The sequence below is a fragment of the Bacillus sp. SRB_331 genome (assembly GCF_003264175.1).
GTDB lineage: Bacteria > Bacillota > Bacilli > Bacillales > Bacillaceae_G > Bacillus_A > Bacillus_A mycoides.
Genome location: NZ_NADV01000043.1, coordinates 210894 through 230066, shown reverse-complemented (window position 1 = coordinate 230066; position 19173 = coordinate 210894). Strand labels below are relative to the sequence as shown.

The 19173-nt window shown below is 35.5% G+C and carries 23 protein-coding genes and 1 pseudogene; 5 read left to right on the top strand and 19 right to left on the bottom strand.

Annotated features, from left to right (window positions below; genetic code table 11):
• Window positions 1–562 precede the first annotated feature (562 nt).
• The 11 genes from B5P42_RS25670 to B5P42_RS25620 all read right to left on the bottom strand — a co-directional run bounded on the left by B5P42_RS25670 (window position 563) and on the right by B5P42_RS25620 (window position 6604).
• Window positions 563–757 (bottom strand): hypothetical protein, encoded by a 195-nt coding sequence (locus B5P42_RS25670; RefSeq protein ID WP_113735525.1) that lies wholly within the window; start codon window positions 755–757, stop codon window positions 563–565.
• A gap of 638 nt (window positions 758–1395) precedes the next feature.
• Window positions 1396–1587: a DUF3954 domain-containing protein gene (locus B5P42_RS25665; RefSeq protein WP_000512853.1), complete on the bottom strand. Its 192-nt coding sequence runs from the start codon at window positions 1585–1587 to the stop codon at window positions 1396–1398.
• A gap of 71 nt (window positions 1588–1658) precedes the next feature.
• The gene (locus B5P42_RS25660; protein WP_113735524.1) at window positions 1659–2021 is read right to left on the bottom strand and encodes a cell division protein SepF; all 363 of its coding nucleotides are present in this window, start codon (window positions 2019–2021) and stop codon (window positions 1659–1661) included.
• A complete protein-coding gene (locus B5P42_RS25655) occupies window positions 1996–2184 on the bottom strand; it encodes a hypothetical protein (protein WP_113735523.1) in 189 nt (62 codons plus the stop codon). The genes B5P42_RS25660 and B5P42_RS25655 overlap by 26 nt, the downstream gene beginning before the upstream one ends.
• A gap of 2 nt (window positions 2185–2186) precedes the next feature.
• Window positions 2187–3509 (bottom strand): replicative DNA helicase, encoded by a 1323-nt coding sequence (dnaB, locus tag B5P42_RS25650; protein WP_113735522.1) that lies wholly within the window; start codon window positions 3507–3509, stop codon window positions 2187–2189.
• Window positions 3506–4456 carry a DnaD domain-containing protein gene (locus B5P42_RS25645; RefSeq protein WP_113735521.1) on the bottom strand — a complete coding sequence of 317 codons (951 nt, stop codon included), beginning with the start codon at window positions 4454–4456 and terminating at the stop codon, window positions 3506–3508. Before B5P42_RS25645 ends, dnaB begins: the two co-directional genes overlap by 4 nt.
• Before the next feature lie 278 nt (window positions 4457–4734).
• A complete protein-coding gene (locus B5P42_RS25640; protein ID WP_002088134.1) occupies window positions 4735–5019 on the bottom strand; it encodes a hypothetical protein in 285 nt (94 codons plus the stop codon).
• Window positions 5020–5200: 181 nt separating this feature from the next.
• Window positions 5201–5422, bottom strand: a complete 222-nt coding sequence (locus tag B5P42_RS25635) for a hypothetical protein (protein ID WP_002165166.1) — start codon at window positions 5420–5422, stop codon at window positions 5201–5203.
• A gap of 13 nt (window positions 5423–5435) precedes the next feature.
• Complete coding sequence (locus tag B5P42_RS25630; RefSeq protein WP_113735520.1) at window positions 5436–6023, bottom strand: sporulation sigma factor-processing peptidase; 588 nt, start codon at window positions 6021–6023, stop codon at window positions 5436–5438.
• 90 nt (window positions 6024–6113) lie between these two features.
• Window positions 6114–6362, bottom strand: coding sequence for a hypothetical protein (locus B5P42_RS25625; RefSeq protein WP_113735519.1), 249 nt, complete (start codon window positions 6360–6362; stop codon window positions 6114–6116).
• Window positions 6363–6415: 53 nt separating this feature from the next.
• Complete coding sequence (locus B5P42_RS25620; protein ID WP_050822091.1) at window positions 6416–6604, bottom strand: helix-turn-helix transcriptional regulator; 189 nt, start codon at window positions 6602–6604, stop codon at window positions 6416–6418.
• Window positions 6605–6758: 154 nt separating this feature from the next.
• On the opposite strand from B5P42_RS25620, the gene B5P42_RS25615 reads away from it, so the two are divergent.
• The 5 genes from B5P42_RS25615 (at window position 6759) to B5P42_RS25595 (ending at window position 11217) form a co-directional block, all read left to right on the top strand.
• The gene (locus B5P42_RS25615; RefSeq protein ID WP_048558725.1) at window positions 6759–7193 is read left to right on the top strand and encodes a helix-turn-helix domain-containing protein; all 435 of its coding nucleotides are present in this window, start codon (window positions 6759–6761) and stop codon (window positions 7191–7193) included.
• A 12-nt stretch (window positions 7194–7205) separates the two neighbouring features.
• Window positions 7206–7634: an ImmA/IrrE family metallo-endopeptidase gene (locus B5P42_RS25610; protein ID WP_113735518.1), complete on the top strand. Its 429-nt coding sequence runs from the start codon at window positions 7206–7208 to the stop codon at window positions 7632–7634.
• 42 nt (window positions 7635–7676) lie between these two features.
• Window positions 7677–8672, top strand: a complete 996-nt coding sequence (locus tag B5P42_RS25605) for a hypothetical protein (RefSeq protein WP_113735517.1) — start codon at window positions 7677–7679, stop codon at window positions 8670–8672.
• Window positions 8673–8726: 54 nt separating this feature from the next.
• Window positions 8727–9572 carry a hypothetical protein gene (locus tag B5P42_RS25600; RefSeq protein WP_113735516.1) on the top strand — a complete coding sequence of 282 codons (846 nt, stop codon included), beginning with the start codon at window positions 8727–8729 and terminating at the stop codon, window positions 9570–9572.
• A gap of 97 nt (window positions 9573–9669) precedes the next feature.
• Window positions 9670–11217: a recombinase family protein gene (locus tag B5P42_RS25595; RefSeq protein WP_113735515.1), complete on the top strand. Its 1548-nt coding sequence runs from the start codon at window positions 9670–9672 to the stop codon at window positions 11215–11217.
• Window positions 11218–11249: 32 nt separating this feature from the next.
• Here the strand turns inward: B5P42_RS25595 and dpaB are convergent.
• The 8 genes and pseudogenes from dpaB to ribF all read right to left on the bottom strand — a co-directional run.
• Window positions 11250–11675: pseudogene (dpaB, locus tag B5P42_RS25590) on the bottom strand (dipicolinate synthase subunit B); the annotation flags it as partial.
• On the bottom strand, window positions 11672–12574 hold the full coding sequence (gene dpaA / locus B5P42_RS25585; RefSeq protein WP_002128797.1) for a dipicolinic acid synthetase subunit A: 903 nt from the start codon (window positions 12572–12574) through the stop codon (window positions 11672–11674). The gene dpaA and the pseudogene dpaB, both read right to left, overlap by 4 nt.
• Before the next feature lie 172 nt (window positions 12575–12746).
• Window positions 12747–12995, bottom strand: a complete 249-nt coding sequence (locus B5P42_RS25580; RefSeq protein WP_002014571.1) for a YlmC/YmxH family sporulation protein — start codon at window positions 12993–12995, stop codon at window positions 12747–12749.
• 135 nt (window positions 12996–13130) lie between these two features.
• Entirely contained in the window at window positions 13131–14372 is a 1242-nt protein-coding gene (locus B5P42_RS25575) for a M16 family metallopeptidase (RefSeq protein ID WP_113735514.1), read from the bottom strand.
• 86 nt (window positions 14373–14458) lie between these two features.
• Entirely contained in the window at window positions 14459–15358 is a 900-nt protein-coding gene (locus B5P42_RS25570) for a polysaccharide deacetylase family protein (protein ID WP_113735513.1), read from the bottom strand.
• Between the two features lie 154 nt (window positions 15359–15512).
• Window positions 15513–17666 (bottom strand): polyribonucleotide nucleotidyltransferase, encoded by a 2154-nt coding sequence (gene pnp / locus B5P42_RS25565; RefSeq protein WP_002033682.1) that lies wholly within the window; start codon window positions 17664–17666, stop codon window positions 15513–15515.
• A 161-nt stretch (window positions 17667–17827) separates the two neighbouring features.
• Window positions 17828–18097: a 30S ribosomal protein S15 gene (gene rpsO / locus B5P42_RS25560; RefSeq protein WP_001229392.1), complete on the bottom strand. Its 270-nt coding sequence runs from the start codon at window positions 18095–18097 to the stop codon at window positions 17828–17830.
• 100 nt (window positions 18098–18197) lie between these two features.
• Window positions 18198–19169, bottom strand: a complete 972-nt coding sequence (gene ribF / locus B5P42_RS25555) for a bifunctional riboflavin kinase/FAD synthetase (RefSeq protein WP_002128800.1) — start codon at window positions 19167–19169, stop codon at window positions 18198–18200.
• Between the last annotated feature and the right edge of the window lie 4 nt (window positions 19170–19173).

Below are 19173 nucleotides of genomic sequence, written 5' to 3'. Positions count from 1 at the left end.
TCGCGCAAATAGCGTTTTTGTTATAAATTCATCTTTTTCGTTGCCTTACATTGAAACTCTCATATATGGTAAAATATAGTAGTAATATATTTTAAGGAGGTTTTAATATGCCACACGAAGTTTGGCTTCCTATACTCCTAGCAATATTCGTCGTATTTTTCCTTGATAAAGAGGAAAAACACAAACAATAACTTTATTTCTTTGTTCCAGCTTAAATATTGCGTACATATATTTAAGCTGGTATTTTTTCAAATAACGATTTTGTTTAGCTTTCTAACCTTTTCCCTATCTTACATTTATGAATTCAGATATAATAAAATATATAGTTACAACAATTTATTATTAGGAGGTGTAATGATGTCATTTGCAGCATGGAGCGCAATTTTTATGACTTTAATCGGAGCAATGTCCGGAGCAATATTTGGTATAATCTCTTCTAGAAACAAGAGCAAAAACACCAACTAAAAACCTAATAATAAAAGTTAATATCTATTCCAATGACAGCTGATACGTCCTTGACATTTCAGCTGTCACTTTCTATTTAAATAAGGATTCTATTAAGTTATATCTCAATTATTTTGAACGTCTCAGACATATCTGCATTCCACATGCTAACGTAATCTGCATGAGCTTTAGTTGGATACTGTTCCGCTTCTTCTGGTGTATCAACATCCTTGAATTGGTACGCTTCTGGGTTATAGTTTCCATTATGTTTGAGGTACTTTTTTGTTTTTACATTTTGAATTACGTATGCCATTTCCTCATTCCCCTTTTCGAATAATCTTTTTTATATTGCACATACTACCTCTAAGCCGATTTCTCCCCGGCTGCACTCTTTCAAAACGGAGAACGCTCCTTCGTGCCGTGCAAGAACGTAGCAGGTAACTTAATCGGTTGCCTGCTGTTTTTGTGTATAATCCTAAAAATTCTTGTACATACTGTTTAGAGAAAACATCTTAAGCCATTGGTGTCAAACTCCAGCACAAGGCATTCGTAAGGCCGTTCCGATAAATGGATCGGTCTTATTTTATCTTTGCGTTCCCCTTTTCGACAAAATAACGCTTTTGTTAAGATCTATGAATCCATTTCTTAAGTGAAAAACTTTTATAGAAGCACCTTTTTTGGACAAATTTACCGGGTGAATTAGCGGAAATTTCGTGTTATTCTGAACTTGTTGAATAACCCAATACATTCAACAATGCCCTTGATTGCATACTTAGTATGCAACCACCCATCCAGATACCTTAGCTAATACATCCCCCTAATCGTTGTTATAGCTAAGGTATCTTTTTAGATGCCCTGTGTGCAGGGCTTTTTCATTTCAGTGATGATGCTCTTTTTCCCATCTAATTATTGATGCTTTCAGTCCAATTTCTTAATAAAATTCAAATTTGATTAAAGTAACTGTGTTTTCCGTTCTTCCATACGAATTACTTTTCCACTTTGATATACAAATGATTGTTCACCAAATCCACCTTGAGGTGGTTCTATTAGTTGGACTTGACCATTTTTAACAACATATATTCCGTTTATTTTCAAATCTATCTCAGCTGTCATTTCTACAAGATTTTCTTTTCTAATTCCCACCAAGACCACTCCCATATGTTATAATTACTTTGTCGAAGCAAGTCGGGAGCAATCTCGGCTTTTTTGTTTGTCTACAAATATCGCACAACATTTTCTGGAACAAATGATTGTTCAAGAGATAAATGAAGCCGTATTGGAATCGGTTCTTTGCTATCCCTTGCTCGCTTACATATCTCTTCAGCTTCTTCCCATACAAATTCTTTATCCTCCAATCGCTTATAGCGCCAAATACCAATCACGTAATCTTCAAACAACTCATATCGCTCATCAGGCGCTGTCGTTGCTTTTAATTCATCAATCGCTTTGGCTTGACGTGGTATTTGCACAACCACATCTGCATACCGTAATTTTGAATTCAAACGGTGAATATGAGCTTTCTTAGGATCAAACGAAACAACTGGTTCCACGTCAAAAATTGTTAGTTGCTTTGGCATGGTTTTTCCCCTCCAATACCTGCAAGCTTGCAATTAAGATTCCTTCAAGCTGCGTTAACGTTAGTTGATCTAATGTTTGTCCGTTAATTTCAGCTAATCCCAATCCCAATAATTTACGAATGATTGCTAGTTTTCTACGTTCTACTTCCTGACGTAACAACATGCTTAAGCCTCCTGTTGGTGATTGAGCTTTCTCTCTAAATTTACAAACTTACTAAATTCTTTAATGAATGCTAGTTCAACAACACCAACTGGGCCATTTCTCTGTTTCGCTAAAATGATTTCTGTTATGTTTTTATTCTCTGTTTCGCGGTCGTAATAATCTTCACGATATAAGAATGCAATCAAGTCCGCATCTTGCTCAATTTGACCATTTTCACGTAGATCTGAGAGTAACGGTCTTTTATCTTGTCTGCTTTCAACAGCTCGGCTTAATTGCGATAATGCGACTACACATACATTTAACTCACGTGCCATAAGCTTCAGCTTCCGACTAATCTCCCCAATCTCCTGCATGCGGTTTCCTCTATGCTTCGGATCACCTACAATAAGCTGCAAGTAATCAATTGCGACTAGCACCTTTTTATCAGGATACTTACGCTTTAATTTCCTAGTCTTTGCGTAAATCTCTTGCATCGTTACATTTGCTTTATCGTAAATTTCTAATGGTAAATCATTTATCAAGCCCATAGCCTGACTAATCTTTTCCCAATCCTTTAAATTACATAGCTTTTTAGGGTTCTTTAATTTCGTAGCATCTATATTTCCAGTACTTGAGATCATACGCTTAAGTAACTGTTCTTCGCCCATCTCTAGAGAAAAGACCCCTGTTGCTGTATGAGCGCTTGCTGCATGGAAAGCAACGTTTAATACAAATGCTGTTTTCCCCATTGAAGGACGGGCACCGATAATAATTAAATCACCTTCTTGCAATCCTGCGGTCATTCTGTTTAAGTCGTCATAACCAGTTGGTATACCGGTTAAATCACCTACATCAATTTGCATGTTCTTATACAGATCAACTAGGGTTTCCTTTAAATTAAATTCATCTGAATAACCCGTTTCCTCAATGGCGCTTAACTCGTCAATCGATGTACTAATAACGCTCATATCTCTTTCATGCTGAAGACGATTATATAAGTTACCAGCAACCTCCTGAGCATGTCGCATCTTCCACGCCTCAATTACTAAACCTTCATGATAAGAAAAGTTTTTTGTTGTGGTAACAACTTCAGTTAAGTTTACAAAGAACGCAATACCACCAATTTGATTCATAAAACTGTCTTCAAATTTCCCCATGAGAGCAACAAGATCTATCGGGACTTCGGCATCCTCTAATTCTCTCATCGCCTTGAAAATCACTTGGTGCGTTGGTGAAGAAAACTGTTTTACCTTTAGCTGACAATCTTTAATTAAATCGCCTTCTTGAATAATGCTACCTAAAACACTTTGTTCAGCTTCTGTGTTACAAATCATATCGTTGCTCATTGAACCATCCACCCACTTTTTTGATTAAGCGCTGCAAGTTCTTCATCCGTTGGAATGTTTTGTTCCCATGATTGTTGCTGCTGTATTACGTTCTTAGTAGATTCCGATAAGCCTTTTTGTTGATAAGGAGCTTGAGTAGTTTGTTGCCCTTTTGCTAATCGTTGAGCACGAAATGCTTGATCAGCTGCTTCAACATCTGCTACTGTTTTCAATCCCTTAAGATGCCAATCCCGTAAAATCGTATTTACATAATTCATGTTTCTCGTATTCTTCTCTAAAGCAATTTCCATAGCTTTTACAACGAGCTCTGCATTTAAATCATCTATCCAAGCGTGAATACCATCTGCAATAAAAGGTGTAATCAGTCCGAAGTTTTGTTCGTAAAAAGAAATCGGATTAACCTCAACAACTTCTTCCGCGCCTGCGCGTTTTTCTTGTTGTTGTTCTTTTTCTTTTTCTTCTTCTTTTTCTTCTTCCTTGCTAGGGTCTTGGAAGCCCCTTATAAGCCCCTCCAAACGTGCTGATAAATACTCCTTAATTCTTGGAATCTTAAAGTCTTGTTGCACTTCTAATTCCAAGCAAGTTTCATAGAAATCAACTAAAAAATCCTGGTCCTTCACAGATTGAATTTCTTTTAAAACACACTTTTCAATGTTTACATTTTTAATAGGGTTGAATTTTAACCAGTTGATTAAGAACAACTCTTTTGTTTTTTGGTTGTAATTAATTTTCCCGTACTCTGCAAAACGTTCTAATAGCTTCATAACAGTTTCACGGTTATATCCTGTATCAGTTTCAATGATACGAAGTGGAAGCTCATAGATTCCTGATTGAGACGTCTTACTGTTTGTCATCAAATATAAGTAGAAATACTTTTCCTCCGGTGTAAGATCTAAAACAAATGAATCCTGCCAAAATGAAACATGTACTGGTCTATAAACTGCCATATTATTCATCCTCCCGTTTACATATCGCAAATCCGTCCTCTACACGTAATAAGCGATAATTCTTGTACCCTATTTTGAGATATTGGTTTACTAAGTAAATTAGGTGTTGCTCTGAGGTCGCTTGCTGAAATACCTTAGGGTTCAGCAACACTCTATGTAATGATTTGTCTAAAAGCATGTAGCACACTCCGTTGTTATACGAATGCTAATTTGATATAATTAATCCTAAGATCTTTTGCAAAACCATTTATCTATCACTCTGCCAAGTGATAGATTTTTTATTTTCTACGTGTTACTAATGAGGCGTTAACTCCTCTTGCTCTTAAATCTTTAATCACTACACGATAACTCATCGATGCCTCATGTTCTTCTTTAGTATCACGAAGCATTTTAAATTCTTTCATACATCGTTCCAGTTCTTCTTCCCAATGATTTGATTCTTCGGCTGATTTTGCATAAAACATGTTATGAATACATGCAACCATACAGTTATGAAGTTTATTCGCAAATGAAAAGTCTCCTGGAAGAACTAGATCATGAAGACGATCGTATTTATGTGTCATGAATTACGCCTCTTTTCTATTTGAGTTGATGCTGTACGCATCGTTACAACCAGAAAGACGTATTGTAAGGGGATGGGAGGAACAATCCCTTTCTGGTCATAACGACAAGCACAGTGCTTGTCCAAATGATTTATAAAATGTTATAATTGCTTTACAATATTTTTGTTAGAGCTACTGTTGTCTAGGCGGTAGCTTTTTCTTTTGCCCATTTATGTTTTAAAATGAATGATGCTTCGATAATTTTGATTCGAATCCCCACTAACTTCTTCTCTTGCTTTAACTCAACTGACTTTGAATCCTCACCAAGTATTTTCGCTATTTTAATTTCACCAGTTAGTTTTGCATCATAGCGTATTAGTTCCTTATATTCTCTTAAACTTGGTTTCTTATAATCTACTGTCATTTTTCTTCCTCCGTTACAGCACTTTTGTTAAAGTCATTAAGCTATCCACCGATTGAATAATAACGTTTTCTGCCATAGCCTTTTGCAACCAGCTTCTTTGTATTTGTTCCATAATGCCAAAATGAACTTGCTCAAGAGCTTGTACTACACATTGAGTAGCTTGGATTGTATCGAAGATTTCTTTTGCATGAACTGCGTATTCATGTTTCTTTTTTTCATCAAGCTTCCATGACCTTGTTGCAACTTGTAAGTTCATGATTTCCTTTGCTGCCACAATCCCCTCTTCAGCTTGTTTAATGTAGTTCATCAATTGTAGATTTACATCTTGAGTTAATCGTGGATCTGTAGGCGGTAATCCAACACCATAAATATGTTTAATCGCTTGTTGATTCAACTTTGCTCCTGTTGCATGACACCAATCCATCGCAAGCTCAAATTCCGGTTTAGAAAGTCCAGATTCAATACGAGTTAAGCGTTCATGTGTAATGCCAAGGTACTTAGATAGTCCTTTCTTCGTTTTCAGCTGAACATTATCACAACATTCTCTAGCATTCTGTAATAATTCTCCTATTGCTGAATTGCAGTATATGCTTGTTCCCATATCTGTTCGCCTCCATATTTAGTTTTCAAATGGTTACAATGAATTTAGTACATATGTAACTTGTCTATTTTTCATGTAAAAAGAGAGGAACTATTCCTCAATGTTTTCTTTCATTTGCATTTCTTTGATGATCGCCCAACCAGCCTTGTAATATGCTTGAAGGACTTTATCTATATCCTTTTGTGATTTTGGCTCAGGAGCCACAACATGGACTTTCGTTTTTCCAAATTCATAAGTCGCCGCATATTCTTCTTGTTGGCTCATGGTGTCACCTCTTGAAGTGCTTTTTATATGTTTATGCGACTGATCTGTTGGTACTGCCATGTTAGTTGATGGCATTTTCTCACCTACTTTCCATCTAAAAAAGTATAAGATTCTTGTACTTTTGTGTATCAAATTAAATCCTTTACATCACTACCAAGAATAGTGGCTAATCTAATAGCCTTTTCAAGATTTGGATTACTATAACCATTTTCCCAATTACTTATTGTAGATTTTGTAACTTGCATTCTTTTTGCAAGATCTTGTTGCGTTAACTTACTTTTTTTCCTAGCTCTAATTAATTTGATATTTTTGTTCACTGGTTCGCTCCTTGTATAAGTATTTTGTACTTTTATTATAAGTATAAGATTCTTGTACGTCAATATAAATGTACAATTATCTTGTACAAAGTTTTACAATCTATCTATATAAGGTACAATATCTTTGTACTTTTTATTAACGGAGGTGCTAAAAATGTTGAGACAAAGACTAAAAGAGATGCGTAAAACGCGTAAACTCACTCAGCAAGGATTAGCCGATAAAGTAAATACCACTAAAGGCACCATTAGTAACTATGAGAATGGTCATAGCACTCCCTCAAACGAAATGCTAAAAGATTTAGCGAATGTTTTAGGAGTAACAACAGATTATTTATTAGGAAGAGAAGATGAATCAAGAGTGTCTAATGCACTTCCTGATTTAAACAAAAAAGATACTCGTGATATCGCTCGTGACTTAGAAAAGACTTTAAAGGACTTAGAAAATAGCGAAGATGCTTTAATGTTTGACGGAGAACCAATAGACGAACATACAAAAGAAATGATTCGTATTTCTCTAGAAAACTCTATGCGCATGGCAAAACAATTAGCAAAACAAAAATTCACTCCAAACAAGTATAAAAAAGATTGAACGGAGCGAGAAATGAAAATTAAAGACTACATACTGAAAATCGTAAAAAAACACGGCACAACAAACCCCTTTGAAATTGCTAAACGAAAAGATATTATAGTGTTGTTTGAAGACCTAGGGAATACTCTTGGTTTTTACAACACTTATAAACGCTTTAAATTCATTCATATTAATAATAGGATTGACGAAACTACACAACGCTTTGTGTGTGCCCATGAACTAGGACATGCCCTATTACACCCAAAAGCTAATACTCCATTTTTAAGAAATAAAACCTTTTTTTCTGTAGATCGATTAGAGATCGAAGCAAATACATTTGCAGTCGAACTCTTATTACCTGATGAAATGATTTCTGAATATCAAGATACAAATCTATCAATTCAAGAAATAGCTGAAATCTATGGAATTCCAGAAAATTTTGCTCGTTTAAAAAGCTATTAATATGAATTTTAAATACAACTTTATAAGTTAGGAGCTACATAAATGAAAATATTTTTCTCATTTCTATTTGCAATAGCAATGCTAGCCACGTTTATTTTATTAATTACATCATTGGTATTTCGTTTAAAAAAGAAACCAAACACTAAGAAATATTTTAAGTTTACAGGTATGGCTTTTATTTTATCAATTATTTCATTAATTGTAGTTAACATGAACATGACACCACAAGAAAAACAAGAAATTCTCGCTAAACAAAAAGCTGAAGACAAGCTAAAGGCCGAAGAAAAACAAAAAGATAAAGAACAAAAAGAAGCTGAAGACAAGCTAAAAGCCGAAGAGAAGCAAAAAAATAAAGAACAAAAAGAAGCTGAAGACAAGCTAAAAGCCGAAGAGAAACAAAAGGCTAAAGAGCAAAAAGAAGCTGAAGACAAGCTAAAAGCCGAAGAGAAACAAAAGGCTAAAGAGCAAAAAGAGGCTGAAGACAAGCTAAAAGCCGAAGAGGAACAAAAAGCTAAAGAGCAAAAAGAAGCTGATGAAAAACTAAAAGCTGAAGAGAAGAAATTAGCTGAGGAACAAAAAAAGGCTGAAGAAAAACAAAAAGAGTTCATCTCCTATGCTCAAAATATCAGAGGTGGAAATTTTATTAAGGATATGAAGCTTAATAATAAAGAAGCTGAAATTATATTCTATGATTCGTTTGCATCTTATAAATCAGCAAAGACAGATAGCAACGTTACTGAAGAACAATATAAACAATATTTCTCAACTGGAGATGCTATTGAGAAAATGTTTGTAAGTGAACCTGCTAGATTACTAAGACAATTTCCAGATTTAAATACAGTAAAAATTACTCTGCCGTTCGATGGGAAAACATATAGTACTAACTTGGATAGAGATTCTTTGAATACATATCTTGGATTTAAGATTGAAGATTTAAAAGTTGAAGATAAGTCTTGGGTCAAAAAATTTAACGATCCATACGTGTATGATAAAACAAAACGTAACACATTCTTTAAGAAATTTGTTACTGTTCAATAATTCTTAATAAAAATAATTTATATCATGAAACTATTATGAAAGCAGGGATAACAGTTGCTCGTTTGGATTGATAGTTTTTTAAAATCTCCACAAGGATTTGTTGCGCTTGTCAGTGGTTTAGTTACCCTAACTTATTTTATAGCTACGCGTTTAATTCAAGTATTAGCTACAGATGAAATAAATAAACTTTTTTTAAGCAAGGTTCAACAAGTAAATTTAAAAATATGGCATTTCCTTTCAGCCGTATTATATTTTACTGCCTTGTTCGCTGGAAGTGGATTAGCCTTTAATTATTCATTTAGTAAAGTTGATATTGACAACCCAGGTATTTACAAAAACTTTATGTCCTGGTCATTTCTAATTTTTCTTATTTCACTTTTGATTGTAATTTTTAGTCCGTCGATTGTGAAGAAATTCAAAAAATTTAACCGTGTAATTATACCGTTAATTATGTTCAACATGATATTAGGGTTAGTATTTTATTGCTTTGTATTTAATCAACTTACATATATCGGGGTTAATCTAAACTATCTTGCTACAGTGGTACTCTTACCTTTAATACTCGTTTCCTTGTATTCTTTTATTTTTTCAAAAATCAATGCTCAAAAGTTGCCGATCAAGTATCGTATAAAGCCTGTTAGTGAAGACAAAATAAAAATTGAAAAGTTAGTCCATGGGCATATAATTGATGAAAAGAGAACTATTTGTTTCCCTAAAGGTTCTACAGACAAAGATATATTCTATTTATGCGACTTTTCTGCTGAGATTTATCTAAAATATGAAAAAGAAAATGAACATGAACAAAAAAATGAACATGAGGATAATAAATTTGCAATCTCCTCAACTAATAAAGAAATAAATCGAAAAGTTTATAAAAAAGAACATAAAGAAACTTATTAAGCTCCTTCCTGGAGCTTTTCTTTTATTATTATTATTAGTTTTTTTTCTACTATTTATCTACATCTCGTATAATAACTATTAACAAGGAGGCCTAACTATGAAAACCGCAATCTACCTACGTAAATCCCGTGCCGATTTAGAAGCCGAGGCACGAGGCGAAGGCGAAACTTTAGCGAAGCATCGCACTACCCTGCTGAAAATTGCCAAGGAAATGAACTTAAATGTTTTATCTGTTCGTGAGGAAATCGTTTCTGGTGAGAGCTTAGTGAAACGCCCTGAGATGTTAGCGCTGCTTGAAGAAATTGAAGATAATAAATATGATGTTGTTCTTTGTATGGATATGGACCGTTTAGGTCGTGGCGGTATGAAAGAACAGGGAATCATTTTAGAGACGTTTAAACGCTCGAATACGAAGATTATGACACCTAGGAAGACTTATGACCTTAATGATGAGTGGGATGAAGAATACAGCGAATTTGAAGCGTTTATGGCACGTAAGGAGTTAAAGATTATTACACGCCGTATGCAACGAGGTCGTGTCGCTAGTGTAGAGGCTGGGAATTACCTTGGTACACATGCACCATTCGGATATGATATACACCGTTTAAATAAGCGAGAGCGCACTTTAACAATTAATTCAGAAGAAGCTTCTGTTATAAGAATGATATTTGATTGGTATGCAAATGAGGATATGGGTGCGAGTGCAATTAGGAACAAGTTAAACGATCTTGGCTATAAGAGTAAGTTAGGGAATGAATGGAATCCTTATAGCATCTTGGATATATTAAAAAACAATGTGTATATCGGAAAAGTAACGTGGCAAAAACGAAAAGAAGTAAAACGTCCTGACGCTGTGAAACGTAGCTGTGCGAGACAAGATAAATCAGATTGGATTATTGCTGATGGTAAACATGATCCTATTATCCCAGAAAGTTTGTTTGAGCAAGTACAAGAAAAATTAAATTCGAGGTACCACGTTCCTTACAATACAAATGGAATTAAAAATCCTCTAGCCGGCATTATTAAATGTAGTAAATGTGGTTATAGTATGGTCCAACGTTATCCGAAAAATCGAAAGGAAACAATGGATTGTAAGCACCGTGGTTGCGAAAACAAATCAAGCTATACTGAATTAATCGAGAAGCGTTTACTCGAGGCATTAAAAGAATGGTATATCAATTATAAAGCTGATTTTGAAGCACATAAGCAAGGTGACAAATTAAAAGAAACACAAGTTATTCAAATGAATGAAGCTGCATTAAGAAAGCTTGAGAAAGAATTAGTGGATGTCCAAAAACAAAAAAATAATTTACACGATTTATTAGAGCGTGGCGTTTACACCGTCGATATGTTTTTAGAACGTTCGCAAGTCATTTCCGACCGTATCAATGAAATTACTTCCACGATGGAAAACTTAAAGAAAGAAATTAAAACAGAAATTAAGAAGGAAAAAGTGAAGAAAGATACAATACCTCAAGTGGAGCATGTTCTTGATTTGTACTTTAAAACAGATGATCCCAAAAAGAAAAACAGCCTCCTAAAGTCGGTTTTAGAAAAGGCTGTTTATAAGAAAGAAAAGTGGCAAAGGCTCGATGATTTCGAACTTGTGCTTTACCCTAAGCTTCCTCAAGATGGCGACATATAAGCGTTCGTGCTTTGTCGTCACCTTGTTGGTGTAATTAGATTTACTCCATTAAGCCCCAACGCATCATTCGTCGAAACAGCTAACACAACAGGCTTCCCATTTCTAAGCGTCGCTTTTGCTGCCATTAATACTGGAGAGTCTGTCATTGCATTTGCAAATTTACTCATCGAATTCCCTGTTAGTGGTGCAATCACCATGCAATCTAGTGGGATTTTCGGTCCTAGTGGCTCTGCGCCAACGATTGAATTAATTGCCTTAAAACCGGTTATTTCTTCGATCTTTTTAATCCATTCTTCCCCTTCGCCAAATCTAGTATTTGTTGATTGGACAGTATAAGAAACAACGGGACGTACTTCTGCACCTTCTGCAATTAACTTCTCTAAATGTGGCATAACTTCTTCATACGTACAATGTGACCCTGTAAATCCGAAACCAATTCGTTTTCCCTTCAAACTCATTTCTCATCATCCTCCTTTGCGATTGCATCTGCTATTAATAACTGAGAAAGAACATTCGCTAATATTTGTCCTGCTGTTTTCGGTGCAACAATCCCAGGAAGACCAGGTGCTAATAATGCCTTCACTCCACGCTTCTCCGCATAGCGAAAGTCCGTGCCACCTGGCTTAGAAGCTAAATCAATAACTAGCGTATGAGCTGGCATTTTTGAAATAACATTCGCTGTCACAACGAGATGCGGAATTGTATTAATAACAATATCGATATTACCTACTTCTTTCTCTATGTCTTGCATATGAAAAGGAGAAAACATCATTTCTGTAATACGAGCAATATGTTCCGAACGTCTCGCTCCAACTTTGACATGTGCTCCTAATGATTGAAAGGCTCTTGCAACACTCATACCAGTTCTACCAAATCCTAAAACCATTACATTCGATCCATGAATTGTGTAATCAGTATGTTGAATAACCATCATTAGTGTACCTTCTACGGTCGGAATAGAGTTATAGATTGCAACATCATCACGATCAAATAATTTTACAAGTTTGCGATTTGTAGTAGCTACGAGATTTTCCAAGTAAGGTGTACCAATACCTGAATATATAGTGAAGTTTTCTGGCGTCTTTTCAATTTGTTCTTTCGTTATGGAAACTTTCTCATTTGAAAAAATAGTATCTACTTCTCCTCTGGCATTCGTCCCTGCAACCGGCAAAATAATTGCATCTAAAGAAGTGAAATTTAAATCTTGTATACTTTCCTTTGCTGCCCCTGTGAAGCCATGATCTAACTGTTCAAACCCTATTAATGAAAGTTTCGCGTCCAGTTCGACTAGCTTGCGAATTACTTCTAGCTGCCGTGCATCTCCTCCTATGACAGCAATATGCATCTCAGTCAACATTCCCTAATTCACCTTCTTTTTCTTTCATTTATAAGAAAAATGCCTACTTTTTCTTTTTCCTCCACATCATATGTAATGTACGAGTTTGAGGTGATTGAAAAACAAAAAGCACACGTGATTTATCTTCTTTATATAAAGATAAAAAAAAGACAACCAAAATGGTCATCTTTCACTATGATCTTGAATGGTTCGTAAGATCGCAAAGTATCATATCATTTCCAACCTTCTTTATTTTGCTCCATTCTACTCTCACTTCTTGCTGTTCTCTTTTAAAACCTCCCCATTTCCCAGCAGGTATAATAAGCGCTTGTATTTTTCCATCTCTCTCATCAATTTCTAAATCTGCATGACCTAAAACTCCCATTTTTTCTGCTCTTTCTAAATCCACAATCTCTTTGCCACTTAATTCACTTAAACGCATTAAATCTCCCCCTATCCTACTTTTTATGAAGGTTATCCTATAATAAGTACCTATTCTGCATATATAAAAAAAATAACCGTATCTCATATAAAAGAGATACGGTTATTTCCGAAAGCGAATGAATTACAAGATCGATTAAAGTTTCATTCCTTTTGGCAGTTTTCCATCTGGACTAATAAGTGCCGCAGAGAATTCATCGGTAAACATATTGCGAATTAACTCGTCTACATTTTGCTTTGTTACAGTGTTTACACTTTCAATAATCTCATCAAGAGAACGATGTTTACGAAGAAGCAATTCGTTTTTACCATTACGGCTCATACGACTATTCGTACTTTCTAAACTTAACATTAAGTTTCCTTTTAATTGTTCTTTACTGTTAACAAGCTCTTTTTCTGTAATACCTGTATTTTTCAACGTATTTAACGTTTCTTGCATTGTTTCATACAGTGTATCTAATTGTTTACTACCTGTTCCACCGTAAAGTGTTAACATTCCTGTATCTTCATAAGAAGAGTGATAAGAGAATACTGAGTACGCCAATCCACGTTGCTCACGTACTTCTTGGAATAAACGGCTACTCATACTACCGCCTAAAACATTATTTAATACAATTAAGTTATAAATATCTTCGTGTCCCATTTGCAAGCCTTTATATCCTAAACATAAATGAGCTTGTTCTGTTTCCTTCTTACGTGCTACTTTATTGAAATGGAAGATTGGGCTATGTACTTGTTCACGATTTGTTGTCCCTTCGTAACTACCGAAATATTGCTCTACAGTTTGTAAAAATGATTCATCAATATTCCCTGCAATTGATACAACAACATTTTCAGGTGTGTAATGATCTTTCATATATTGACGTAACGTATCACCTGTAAATGTTTCAAGCGTTTCTTCTGTTCCTAAAATAGGATATCCAAGCGGATGCGTTTCATATGTTGCTTTCGTTAACATATCATGCACAATATCATCTGGCGCATCTTCGTACATTTTTATTTCTTCACATACAACATTCTTCTCTTTTTTCAGTTCTTCCTCATCAAATGTTGAATTAAAGAACATATCTGCTAAAACATCTAATGCATATTTAGCATGCTCATCTAGCACTTTCGCATAGTAACATGTATATTCTTTTGAAGTAAAAGCATTTACTTGTCCACCAATGCTATCAAATGATTCTGCAATCTCTCTTGCACTTCGCGTTTCTGTCCCTTTAAAGAACATATGTTCCAAAAAGTGTGAAACCCCATTATTTTTTTCATTTTCATTTCTTGAACCTGCGTGGATCCATATACCAATCGCAACCGAGCGTACAGTTGGTATATTCTCCATAACAATTCTTACACCATTTTTACACGTATATTTTTTAATCAAAAACTTTCCTCCTAATGCCAGTTTCTCTAAATAATTGCTATTATTTAATGATAACAAGTTTAGAGATGAATGTCATGCAAATGTATTTAATCCACACGTTTTTCATCTAGTAATTCTGTAATATTCCCCACTTTATATCCTTGTTCCTTTAAATTTTTAATCATAGTATCTAGCGCTTCTGTTGTAGATGAAGTAGGATGCATTAGCACAATAGCACCTGGATGTATTTTTCGCATTACTCTCTGCAATAGCACACCCGGTTCTGGCCGCTTCCAATCAATTGTATCTACAGTCCACATAATCGTCCCCATTTGGAAATCATCCGCTATTTTTACTACCTCATCCCGAAAGCTTCCACTTGGCGGAGCAAACCATCTCACTTTCTGATTTGTAGCTGCTTCTATCATTCGATTCGTTTTTTGTAATTGATCTCGTATTTCATCTGTAGACAGCGTTTTCATATTAGGGTGTGTGTAAGAATGATTTCCTACTTCTTGATTTGCATCGACAATCATTTTGGCAAATCGTAAGTTTTCTTTCACCCAGCGTCCTTCTAAAAAGAAAGTCGCCTTCACATCATGTTTTTTCAATATCTCTAATATACGTGGCAAATACTCATTACCCCAGGCCACATTAATTGTTAATCCCACCATCTTTTTATTTGGATGTCCTCGATAAATGGGAGCTGGTGGTAAATCTTCTAAGTGAACACTCGGTGATACTTCCTTAAATTCAAGTTGTTTTTGATCAAACTTCTTGATTTTCTTCATATTATTATAGGACGCTTCTATATCCACTTGTTTTCCATTATACCCAGGCGTCGCCTTCCAAATCTTATCAATCATCGCATTTTGCGGCATAATCTCGTACTGTTTTGCATGCTTTTGAATCTCTTCATGCAAGTTATCCTGCGCAAAAACGGAATAAGAGCCACAACCCATATATAAAGAAAATATAAATATGTACGCTAATATACGAGCTTTCATATAAACCCTCCCATTAACTATAAAAAAGAAACCATTTTCTTCTTATCTTTGTTAATTTGAGCGTTATGATGAAAACTATACCTATACTCACATAAAAATCTAAATAAATCACATTTTTTACATAACAAAAAAAGCCAGCTAAACTGGCTTTCACTTATTGTTGCTCTTGTGCGTTTTCTTCTTTAGCTGCTTCTTCTTTAGCTGCTTCTTTTTCTTGCTCTTCTTTTAGCAATACTTTTCTAGATAAGTTTACACGACCTTGTTTGTCAATCTCGATAACTTTAACTGAAATCTCATCACCGATTTTCACAACGTCTTCTACCTTACCTACACGCTCAAGTGCAAGTTCAGAAATGTGAACAAGTCCATCTTTACCGCTAAATAATTCAACGAACGCACCGAATTTTTCAACGCGTTTAACTTTTCCTAAGTAGATTTCGCCTACTTGTACTTCGCGAACGATATCTTCGATAATTTTCTTCGCTTTTTCATTCATCTCTTGATTAATTGATGAAATGAATACTGTACCATCTTGCTCGATGTCAATTTTAACGCCAGTTTCTTCAATGATTTTATTGATCTGTTTACCACTTGGTCCAATAACATCACGAATTTTATCTGGGTTAATTGCCATTGTAATAATCTTCGGAGCATACGCAGATAACTCAATGCGAGGTTCAGCGATAACAGATAACATGTGATTTAGAATGTGCATACGACCAACTTTCGCTTGTTGTAATGCTTCTTCTAAAATCTCACGAGATAAACCATCAATTTTAATGTCCATTTGTAGTGCAGTTACACCTTTTGCAGTACCTGCTACTTTAAAGTCCATATCACCTAAATGGTCTTCCATCCCTTGAATATCTGTTAAAATTGTATAATGCTCACCAGATTTCACTAGACCCATTGCAATACCAGCAACTGGTGCTTTAAGTGGTACACCCGCATCCATCATCGCTAATGTACTACCGCAAATACTCGCTTGTGAAGTAGAACCATTTGACTCTAATACTTCAGATACAAGACGAACTGTATATGGGAAATCCTTTTCAGATGGAAGTACAGGTTCAAGAGCACGTTCTCCTAGTGCTCCGTGACCAATTTCACGACGACCTGGTCCACGCATTGGTCTTGTTTCACCAACACTAAATGAAGGGAAATTATAATGGTGCATAAAGCGTTTTGACTCTTCTACACCTAGACCATCTAAAATTTGCACATCGCCTAATGCACCTAATGTACAAATACTTAATGCTTGCGTTTGTCCACGTGTGAATAGACCAGAACCATGTGTACGAGATAAAATGCCAACCTCTGATGCTAAAGGACGAATTTCGTCACCTTTACGACCATCTGGGCGGATTTTTTCAACTGTAATAAGACGACGTACTTCTTCTTTTACAATTTTATATAAAATCTCACTTACTTGTCCTAATGTATCAGCATCCGCTTCCTCAGCTTCGTAATGCTCAATTACACGCTTTTTCACTACGCTAATTGCATCTTCACGTGCATGTTTTTCGTGCACTTGAATTGCAGAATGCATATCTGTCTCAGCCATTTCACGTACAGCTTGGTTCAAATCAGCATCCACTTCATAAAGTTTCACTGCTGTTTTCTCTTTACCGACAGCTTGTACAATCTCTTCTTGGAATGCAATTAGACGTTTAATTTCATCGTGTCCAAACATAATTGCTTCTAACATTGTTTCTTCAGGTACTTGATCCGCTCCTGCTTCAACCATGTTAATTGCATCTTTCGTACCAGCTACAACAAGGTGCATATCACTTTGTTCTTGCTGTTCTACTGTTGGATTAATAACGAACTCGCCATTAATACGACCAACTGTCGCACCTGCGATTGGACCTTCAAATGGAATATCTGAAATAGATAATGCTAATGAAGAACCAAGCATAGCTGCCATCTCAGAAGAACAGTCTTGATCAACACTCATTACGATGCTGACAACTTGTACTTCATTACGGAAACCATCTGCGAAAAGTGGACGGATTGGACGGTCAATTAAACGACTTGCTAAAATTGCTTTTTCACTTGGACGGCCTTCGCGCTTAATAAAACCGCCTGGGATTTTTCCAACTGCATATAAACGCTCTTCATAGTTTACTGTAAGCGGGAAGAAATCTACATTTTTTGGCTCTTTTGATGCAGTTGCTGTAGATAGAACTGCTGTGTCGCCGTATCTTACTAATACTGCTCCGTTTGCTTGTTTTGCAAGCTGACTTGTTTCAATTGTTAGCTGACGACCAGCTAAATCTATCGAGAAGACTTGCTTTTCCTGACTCATTTAAGTACCCCTCTCAATTTAAAATATTCAATTCTTCTATGTAAATGGATAGTATATCACAATATTCTTTCCTCTAGTATTGCCGAAAATTAAGTAAGCTATAAAGAGTAGAAGATATATTTTTACCTAACAAAAAAGCGGGAATATTCCCGCTTCTTTGACTATCGACGTAAGCCAAGCTTTGTGATTAATTCACGGTAACGTGTGATATCGCTATTACGAAGGTAAGTAAGTAAGTTACGACGTTTACCAACCATCTTTAATAGACCACGACGTGAATGATGATCCTTCTTGTGAGTACGTAAGTGCTCGTTTAGAGTGTTAATTTGCTCCGTTAGGACAGCAATTTGAACCTCTGGAGAACCAGTATCAGTCTCATGAGTTCTAAATTGTGCAATGATTTCATTTTTACGCTCTTGTGTTAAAGCCATCCTATTTCACCTCCTAATAATTAAACCCCCAGTTACCTAGCAAGCATCGGTGAGTCGCAATGCCAAGTAATGGTTGTCATAAAGTACATAACATAGAATACTACTTTTCATTTGAAAAAGCAAGTATATTCTTTACGCTCGCAAAATATTCTTGGGCAACCTTTTTATCTTGAGCGATTTGAGCAACTAACTCATCAATTCCATTAAACTTTTTTTCTTCTCTTATACGCATGTGCCATTCCACTGTAACACTTTGATCGTATATGTCTTTATTAAATTCAAATAGATGCACTTCAATAGATAATTGACGCTCATTCTCTTTGAAAGTTGGTTTATATCCGATATTACATACACCATCATGCCATTCATCATGAACCTTCAATCTTACCGCATATACACCTACAGGTGGCAACAAATATTCATCACTTAAACCTACATTTGCAGTTGGGAAACCAATTTGACGTCCACGCTTATCACCGTGTACAACTGTTCCTTCTACCGTGTAAGCTCTCCCTAAAATAGATGGAATTTGTTCCATTTCACCGTTTCGAATTAACTTTCGTAATGAAGTAGAACTTACTTTTTCTTCTTGATATTCAACTTTTTCGATCACGGTCTGTGTAAACTCCCCTCTTGCATGAAATGGTAAAGTCTCCATCTTCCCTTTTCCTAAACGTCCATATGAATAATCAAAGCCTGCTACTACATGCTTTACATTTAAACCAATAATATACTCATCGACAAACTGCTGTGGTAATAATCCAGCAAATGGCTCATCGAATTTCACCACATATAAGATATCAATTCCTAAACTTGCGATGATTTCTTCTTTAAGGCGCATCGGTGTAATATACTCCACATGCGCTTCTTTTTTTCCTAATACAACAGATGGGTGTGGATGGAACGTCATGACAGCACTTTTACATCCTCTTTCATCCGCTATTTTTTTCGCTGTTCGAATCACACGTTGATGTCCTAAATGAATGCCATCAAAATATCCTAATGCCATTACAGTAGGTGGTAATTCTATTTTATTTTGTTCATGTGGATGAGTTAAATGAATAAGTTTCACGCTT

What these genes read in the sequence shown, in the direction of transcription:
- B5P42_RS25670 (WP_113735525.1), bottom strand. Translation starts at nt 757, where the DNA reads ATGGCATACGTAATTCAAAATGTAAAAACAAAAAAGTACCTCAAACAT.
- B5P42_RS25660 (WP_113735524.1), bottom strand. Translation starts at nt 2,021, where the DNA reads ATGCCAAAGCAACTAACAATTTTTGACGTGGAACCAGTTGTTTCGTTT.
- B5P42_RS25655 (WP_113735523.1), bottom strand. Translation starts at nt 2,184, where the DNA reads ATGTTGTTACGTCAGGAAGTAGAACGTAGAAAACTAGCAATCATTCGT.
- dnaB (WP_113735522.1), bottom strand. Translation starts at nt 3,509, where the DNA reads ATGAGCAACGATATGATTTGTAACACAGAAGCTGAACAAAGTGTTTTA.
- B5P42_RS25645 (WP_113735521.1), bottom strand. Translation starts at nt 4,456, where the DNA reads ATGGCAGTTTATAGACCAGTACATGTTTCATTTTGGCAGGATTCATTT.
- B5P42_RS25640 (WP_002088134.1), bottom strand. Translation starts at nt 5,019, where the DNA reads ATGACACATAAATACGATCGTCTTCATGATCTAGTTCTTCCAGGAGAC.
- B5P42_RS25635 (WP_002165166.1), bottom strand. Translation starts at nt 5,422, where the DNA reads ATGACAGTAGATTATAAGAAACCAAGTTTAAGAGAATATAAGGAACTA.
- B5P42_RS25630 (WP_113735520.1), bottom strand. Translation starts at nt 6,023, where the DNA reads ATGGGAACAAGCATATACTGCAATTCAGCAATAGGAGAATTATTACAG.
- B5P42_RS25625 (WP_113735519.1), bottom strand. Translation starts at nt 6,362, where the DNA reads ATGCCATCAACTAACATGGCAGTACCAACAGATCAGTCGCATAAACAT.
- B5P42_RS25615 (WP_048558725.1), top strand. Translation starts at nt 6,759, where the DNA reads ATGTTGAGACAAAGACTAAAAGAGATGCGTAAAACGCGTAAACTCACT.
- B5P42_RS25610 (WP_113735518.1), top strand. Translation starts at nt 7,206, where the DNA reads ATGAAAATTAAAGACTACATACTGAAAATCGTAAAAAAACACGGCACA.
- B5P42_RS25605 (WP_113735517.1), top strand. Translation starts at nt 7,677, where the DNA reads ATGAAAATATTTTTCTCATTTCTATTTGCAATAGCAATGCTAGCCACG.
- B5P42_RS25595 (WP_113735515.1), top strand. Translation starts at nt 9,670, where the DNA reads ATGAAAACCGCAATCTACCTACGTAAATCCCGTGCCGATTTAGAAGCC.
- dpaA (WP_002128797.1), bottom strand. Translation starts at nt 12,574, where the DNA reads ATGTTGACTGAGATGCATATTGCTGTCATAGGAGGAGATGCACGGCAG.
- B5P42_RS25580 (WP_002014571.1), bottom strand. Translation starts at nt 12,995, where the DNA reads ATGCGTTTAAGTGAATTAAGTGGCAAAGAGATTGTGGATTTAGAAAGA.
- B5P42_RS25570 (WP_113735513.1), bottom strand. Translation starts at nt 15,358, where the DNA reads ATGAAAGCTCGTATATTAGCGTACATATTTATATTTTCTTTATATATG.
- pnp (WP_002033682.1), bottom strand. Translation starts at nt 17,666, where the DNA reads ATGAGTCAGGAAAAGCAAGTCTTCTCGATAGATTTAGCTGGTCGTCAG.
- rpsO (WP_001229392.1), bottom strand. Translation starts at nt 18,097, where the DNA reads ATGGCTTTAACACAAGAGCGTAAAAATGAAATCATTGCACAATTTAGA.